The organism is Martelella sp. (assembly GCF_984369615.1).
In genome coordinates this window covers 1-6,137 of sequence record NZ_CFHTCS010000269.1, presented here as the reverse complement: position 1 = coordinate 6,137, position 6,137 = coordinate 1, and the positions used below count along the sequence as shown (strand labels likewise).

Sequence of the window (6,137 nt, the reverse complement as noted above, 5' to 3'; positions counted from 1 at the left end):
CGTCGAGCGCCGTGGTCGGCTCGTCGGCGATGAGCAGCGCCGGCTTCAGCGCCAGCGCGATGGCGATGCCGACGCGCTGGCGCTCTCCGCCGGAAAGTTCGTGCGGATAGGCCTTTGTCCTGTCCGGGGCTCTCGCGATCCGCACCATCTCCATCAGGCGAAGCGCTTCGCTTCGCGCACCTCCGCGGGAAATTTCGCGATGAAGGCGCAAGGCCTCGGCGATCTGGCTGCCGACGGTCATGGCCGGGTTGAGCGCAGTCATCGGCTCCTGGAAGATCATGCCGATCTTCTCGCCCCGGATCGCGCTCATCTGCCGTTCGGAAAGCGAAAGAAGGTCATCGCCGAAAAGGCGGATTGCCCCGGAGGCCGAAGCGCCGCGCGGCAGTAGTCCGATCGTCGCCAGCGCCAGCATGGATTTGCCGGAGCCGCTTTCCCCGACAACGCCCAGCGTCTCGCCGCGTGCAAGCGAAAGGTCGATGCCGTGAAGCACAGCGCGTTCGCCCTCACGGGGCCTGAACGCTACCTTCAGCCTTTCGATCTCCAGCATCATCGGCCATTCCTCCGGCGCGGGTCGGCCATCTCGCCGAGCCCGTCGCCCAGAAGATTGAGGCCGAGAACGGCAAGCGAGATCGCAAGCCCCGGGGCTAGCGCCATATGCGGGGCGGCAGCCAGGTATGTCTGGGCCTCCGCCAGCATCCGGCCCCAGGAGGGCGTCGGCGGCGATACGCCGAGGCCGAGAAAGGAAAGCCCCGCTTCCGTCAGGATCGCGAGCCCCGTCTGGATGGCGAACTGCACGATGATCTGCGCCGCAATGTTCGGAAGCACATGTTCGAGCGTGATGCGCAGGCCGGATTTCCCGGCCATGCGGGCAGCGAGGATATAGTCGCGGGCGGCAATCTGCAAGGCGGCTCCGCGCGTGACCCGGGCAAAGACCGGCACCATGAAGAGGGCGATGGCCGTGATTGTCGTTTTTGGTCCGCCGCCAAGGACGGCTGCCAGAAGAAGTGCCGAGAGCACCGGCGGGAAGGCGAAGATCACGTCATTGACCCGCATGACCACGGCCTCGAAACGGCCGCGCATGGCAGCGGCTGCCGTGCCAAGGGCGATGCCGAGAACGCCGCCGACCAGCACCCCGGAAAAGGCGATGCTGAGCGAGGTCCAGGCGCCCGCCATGATCATCGAAGCCTCGTCCCGGCCGAAGTGATCGGCGCCGAGAAGACCGCCAGGACCTGGCGGCTTCAGCCGCGCCGGAATGTTGATCATGGTCGGATCGGCCGGCGTCCAGAAGCGGCTGAGAATTGCCGTCGTCACGAAGAGCGCGGTTATCGCGCCTCCGACGAGCAGGGAGAGCGGCAACCGCCTCATCGTCTCAACCTCGGATCGATGACGGCATAGAGCGCGTCAACGGCAAAGTTCAGCCCCATGACGATCGCCGCGAAGAAAAGAGCGACATTCTGCACCACGATCAGGTCGCGCTGGGCCAGCGCCTGATAGGCGAGCGTGCCCATGCCCGGCAGGGCGAAGACGTTTTCCACCAGCACCGTGCCGGCAACCAGCACCGAGATCTGCAGGCCGAGCATGGTGACGACGGGGATCAGCGCGTTCGGCACCACATGACGCCAGAGCGCGTAGGCGGGCGTCGCGCCCTTGGCGCGGGCGGTGCGCACGAAATCCTCGTCGGTCAGTTCGATCACGGCGGTCCGAGTCACCCTTGTCAGCACTGCGGCCTGCGGTATGGCGAGCGCGATCGCGGGCAGCGCCAGCGCGTTGAGAGCCGGAAGAATGCCCGCCTCCCAACCCGGAAAGCCGCCGGCCGGAAACCAGCCGAAGGTAAGCGCCACGCCGAGGATCAGCAGCAGCCCGATCCAGAAATTGGGCACCGCAATGCCGATCTGGGCGAAGAGCGCGGCAAGGAGATCGACCGGGCCATTGGGGCGGGCGGCGGCGAGCACGCCGAGCGGCACGGAGACGGCGAGCGAGAGGAGAATGGCAAGCCCGGCAAGCGGCAGGGTGACGGCGAGCCGCTCGCCGATCAACGTGCCGACTGGTGTGGAATAGGTGTAGGATTTGCCGAGATCGCCCGTCAGAACGCCTGAAAGCCAATCGAAATAGCGAAGGAGGAACGGTTGATCGAGGCCGAGCTGGTGGCGAAGCGCTGCAAGCGTGTCGGGTGCGGCGGATGTGCCGAGCATGATCTCCGCCGGATCGCCCGGCACGGCCGCCATCACCGCGAAGATAACGAAGGAGACGGCGACAAGGCTTGCCACGAGAAAGCCGAAACGGCGCGCCAGCCGTGCCGGCGCGCCTCTTGCCCGTTGATGCATGCCTGGGGCTTGCGCCACGTCTATTCGCTCCAGCGGGCGTCCGTCACATCGTTGGAGGGCACCGGCTCGTTGTTCCACATGCCTTCCAGCCCGGCTTTCCAGATGCCGATCTTGGGCCAGGCGTAAAGGAAGAGCGCCGGCACGTCCTCGGCGAGGATTTCCTGGGCCTTGCGGTAGCCTTGAAGCCGCGTGCCCTCGTCCGTTGCGTTGGCGATTTCGGCCATGGTCGCGTCGAAGGCGGGGTTGTCATAGTTGAAGTAATAGGGGTGGCGGGCATAGATGCCGATATCGAGCGGCTCGGCATGGCCGATAATGGTCATGTCGTAGTTCGTATCCTTGAACACGTCCTTGATCCAGGTTGCCGGAAATTCGGAGGATTCGATCGTCATCGTCACGCCGCTTTGCGCAAAATAGGCCTGCATGATTTCCGCCGCGCGCTCGGCATAGGTGCGGTTCGGAACCTTCATGGTGAAGGAAAGCCCGTCGCCATAGCCGGCCTCGGCCAGAAGCGCCTTTGCCTTCTCCGGGTCGTAGGGCAGAACGCCGGTCAGGTCTTGATAGCCGGCATCCGATGGCGAGAAATGGCTGCCGATCGGCGTGCCGAAGCCGGAATTGGCGGCCTCGACGATCGCCTGCCTGTCGAGCATCATCATCAGCGCCCGGCGCACGCGGACGTCATCGAAGGGCGGCTCGGCATTGTTCATGCCGGCGACGACCTCCATGCCGGTGGTGCCGGGCACGACCTCGAAGGCGTCCTTGGTCTCGAACTGGCTGACGAGTTCGGGCGCGGTGAATTCCGGAATGGCGTCGACGCCGCCGGAATTGAGGGCTGCGGCCTGGGCCTGCGGATCGGCGATGAAGCGGAATGTGACCTTCTCGAGCGCCGGTTTGTCTCCCCAGTAATCGGGCCAGGCGGAAAGCTTCACCTCATTGCCCTTGCGCCATTCGGTGAAAGCGAAGGGGCCGGTGCCGACAGGGTCGGTGGCGTTTGTCTCGACGCTCGTCGGCTCCACCATCACGGCGGCGGGAAAGCCGAGCCAGTAGAGAAGGTCGAAGGCGGGCCGGGAGAGATGCAGCACGAGCGTATCGGCGTCAGGCGTTTCCACGCTCTCGATTGCGCTGTAGAGCGCCTTCTGCGGATTGACGGAGCCTTCGGCGAGGATGCGGTCGATCGCAAACTTCGCCGTCTCGGCATCGAAGGCCTTGCCATTGTGGAAGGTGACGCCGTCCTGAAGGTTGAATGTGTAGGTCAGGCCGTCATCGGAGACTGTCCAAGCGCTTGCGAGCTGCGGCACGATCCCGCCGTCCTCGTTGATGGCGACCAGACCCTCGAAGACGTTCTGCCACACGACCTGGCCGATGGCGACGGGGGCTGCGGCCGTCGGGTCGAGTCCTGTCGGTTCGGTGCTCATGGCGAGCACGAGGTCCGTCTTCGCCTTGGCGAAGGCCGGCGCGCCGGCGATCAGGCCGGTAAAGACGGAGGCAGCAAGTAGGGCGCGGGCGCCGAAACGTTTGTTCATGGTCTAAAATCCTCTCCCGTGGATCGAACTGGGAGGGTCTATACCGCGCCCGGGAATGAAGTGTAAACAGTTAACATGAAAAACATTGTATGTGTAACGATAATCGTTTCACTGACATCCTTAGTCCCCCGGCTGAACGCGTCTGTCATGGGCGCGCAGGAAGGTCCTCAGGAAGTCCGCAAGGCGTTTCGCCGCGAAAGTCGGCGTCGGACCGTCCGGGCGGACCAGCCTGATGTCCGTGGAGATCTCGGCCCGTTTCTCGAAGGGGCGGACGATGAGCGCCTTTTCGCGGATTTCGCGCGCCACCGTCATGGCCGGCAGGATGAGGACGGCGGCGCCGCTGCGCGCCAGTTCCTTCTGCAGTTCCAGCGAGGAGGTCTCGAAGGTCGCGGCCATCGGCTCAAGCCCGGCGGCGCGCTGGCGCGCGTCAAAATCGCGGCGAATGCTGAAGGCGCGATCCGGCATGGCCACGGCATGGTCGCGTATGGCCGCGAGCGTCACCGTCGCCTCCGCGGCGAGCGGATGGTCGGGCGCCATCACCGGCTGGTGCAGAACGGGCAGTTCGATCAGCGTCTCCGTTTCGCCGTCCTTCGGCGAAAACATCGTCACCGCCAGATCGGTCTCGCCGGCGGCAACGGCGCGGATCGCGGCCTCGGCGGACGAGACCGTGACCGCGATCGAGATCGCGGGGTAGAGTGCATAGAATTCCGCGAGCGCCGGGGCGAGGATCGCGCTGATCACCGCGCCGTTGACATGAAGCGAAACATGGCCGGCCTTCAGGTCGCGCAGGTCGTCGATCACCTGCCGGGCGCTTTCAAGGTCGCGGATGACGCCGAGCGTGCGTTCGGCCAGAAGCGCGCCTGCCGCCGTCAGCACGATCCCGCGCGCGCCGCGTTCCACCAGCGGCGCATCGAAATAGGCCTCGAGATTTTCGAGCTGGCGGCTGACGGCCATGGGCGAGACGCCGAGCGCCTCGGCGGCCTGGCGGATGGAGCGCGAGCGCACAAGTTCGTTGAAATAGATGATGGCCTGTAGCTGCATGCGTCCTTCCCGTTCGAATTTTTCCATATGAGCCGGTCATCTGCCGGACCGCAAGCCCCGCCATGGCTGTTCCCGCGCTTTCGCAGCCGGCATGGCTTGCAATTTGGTATCTGATTGGTATTAGTTTTGGGAAGGATGAATCAGGTGCAAGATGCAGGCGCTGTTCGATGACATTGACCTTTCGGGAACAGGCCCGCTTTACCGGCGGCTGAAGGCCGGTATCCGCGCGGCGATTGCCCGCGGCGCGCTCGAGGGCGGCGCCGCTCTGCCGCCGGAACGCGATCTTGCCGTGCGGATCGGCGTCAGCCGGGTCACGGTTCGCCGCGCGATTGCCGAACTGACGGGCGAGGGTATTCTGAACCGCCGGCGCGGGGCGGGGACCTTCGTCGCCCGTCCCGCCGTCCGCATCGAACAGAAACTCAAGCGCCTGACATCCTTCACCGAGGATATGAAGGCGCGGGGCATGGAGCCGCATTCGTTCTGGCTGGAACGCGCGCTTCAGCCGGCATCGGCCGAAGAGGCGGAAGCGCTCGATATCGCGCCGGGCGCGCGCGTCGCGCGCCTCAGCCGCATCCGTTTTGCCGATGACCGGCCGATGGCGCTCGAATACACGGCGCTTCCGGGCGACATCCTGGAGGCGCCGGCAGCCATCGGCCCGTCGCTCTACGCCGCGCTTACCGAACGCGGCATTCGCCTTCAACGGGCCGATGAACGTATCACCGCGACCATCCTGACCGATGAGCAGGCCGGGCTTCTGGAGGTTGCCGCCGGCGCGCCGGCGCTGGCGATCAACCGCACGGGATTTGATGCCGCGGGCCGCGCCATAGAATTCACCCGATCCTTCTATCGAAGCGATATTTACGACCTAGTCGCCGAGCTGACCTATTCCGAAGAGGGCTGAGGCGATGCAAAAAAGAGACCCAGCGATGACCGACAAGACCCATATGCGCCAAGAGATCGAAGAAATTCCAGCCGCCGCCGCGCGGCTTCTGGATGGCAGCGGCGCGGCCTTCGAACGGGCCGGCAAGGCGCTTGCCGAAAAGGATCCCGGCGTCGTCGTCACGGTCGCGCGCGGCTCTTCCGATCACGCGGCGCTGTTCCTCAAATACGCGATCGAGCTGACGACCGGCGTGCCGGTCGCCTCGCTCGGCCCCTCGCTCGCCTCGATCTATGACGCGCCGCTGAAGATGGGCTCGGCGGCGGCGATCTCCATTTCGCAATCGGGCAGAAGTCCGGATATCGTCGCGCTTGC

General features: G+C 65.3%; 7 protein-coding genes. 2 read left to right on the top strand and 5 right to left on the bottom strand.

From position 1 onward, the window contains the following. The 5 genes from AC5DC2_RS17805 to AC5DC2_RS17785 all read right to left on the bottom strand — a co-directional run. Positions 1-550 (bottom strand): ATP-binding cassette domain-containing protein (locus AC5DC2_RS17805; RefSeq protein WP_491699441.1); only part of this gene is annotated, 550 nt, incomplete at its 3' end. After that, positions 547-1,365: an ABC transporter permease gene (locus tag AC5DC2_RS17800; RefSeq protein ID WP_024709365.1), complete on the bottom strand. Its 819-nt coding sequence runs from the start codon at positions 1,363-1,365 to the stop codon at positions 547-549. The genes AC5DC2_RS17800 and AC5DC2_RS17805, both read right to left, overlap by 4 nt. Then, entirely contained in the window at positions 1,362-2,324 is a 963-nt protein-coding gene (locus tag AC5DC2_RS17795; RefSeq protein ID WP_491699442.1) for an ABC transporter permease, read from the bottom strand. Before AC5DC2_RS17795 ends, AC5DC2_RS17800 begins: the two co-directional genes overlap by 4 nt. Before the next feature lie 20 nt (positions 2,325-2,344). Beyond that, positions 2,345-3,844: an ABC transporter substrate-binding protein gene (locus tag AC5DC2_RS17790; protein WP_491699440.1), complete on the bottom strand. Its 1,500-nt coding sequence runs from the start codon at positions 3,842-3,844 to the stop codon at positions 2,345-2,347. A gap of 120 nt (positions 3,845-3,964) precedes the next feature. Beyond that, positions 3,965-4,885, bottom strand: coding sequence for a LysR family transcriptional regulator (locus AC5DC2_RS17785; RefSeq protein ID WP_491699439.1), 921 nt, complete (start codon positions 4,883-4,885; stop codon positions 3,965-3,967). A 151-nt stretch (positions 4,886-5,036) separates the two neighbouring features. Between AC5DC2_RS17785 and AC5DC2_RS17780 the strand changes: the two genes are divergently transcribed. Further along, positions 5,037-5,786 (top strand): GntR family transcriptional regulator, encoded by a 750-nt coding sequence (locus AC5DC2_RS17780; RefSeq protein WP_491699438.1) that lies wholly within the window; start codon positions 5,037-5,039, stop codon positions 5,784-5,786. Between the two features lie 25 nt (positions 5,787-5,811). Then, a partial coding sequence (locus AC5DC2_RS17775) for an SIS domain-containing protein (RefSeq protein ID WP_491699437.1) occupies positions 5,812-6,137 on the top strand: 326 nt, incomplete at its 3' end.

Coding starts and splice junctions, on each gene's coding strand:
- AC5DC2_RS17780 (WP_491699438.1), top strand. CDS start 5,037: ATGCAGGCGCTGTTCGATGACATTGACCTTTCGGGAACAGGCCCGCTT.
- AC5DC2_RS17790 (WP_491699440.1), bottom strand. CDS start 3,844: ATGAACAAACGTTTCGGCGCCCGCGCCCTACTTGCTGCCTCCGTCTTT.
- AC5DC2_RS17795 (WP_491699442.1), bottom strand. CDS start 2,324: ATGCATCAACGGGCAAGAGGCGCGCCGGCACGGCTGGCGCGCCGTTTC.
- AC5DC2_RS17800 (WP_024709365.1), bottom strand. CDS start 1,365: ATGAGGCGGTTGCCGCTCTCCCTGCTCGTCGGAGGCGCGATAACCGCG.
- AC5DC2_RS17785 (WP_491699439.1), bottom strand. CDS start 4,885: ATGCAGCTACAGGCCATCATCTATTTCAACGAACTTGTGCGCTCGCGC.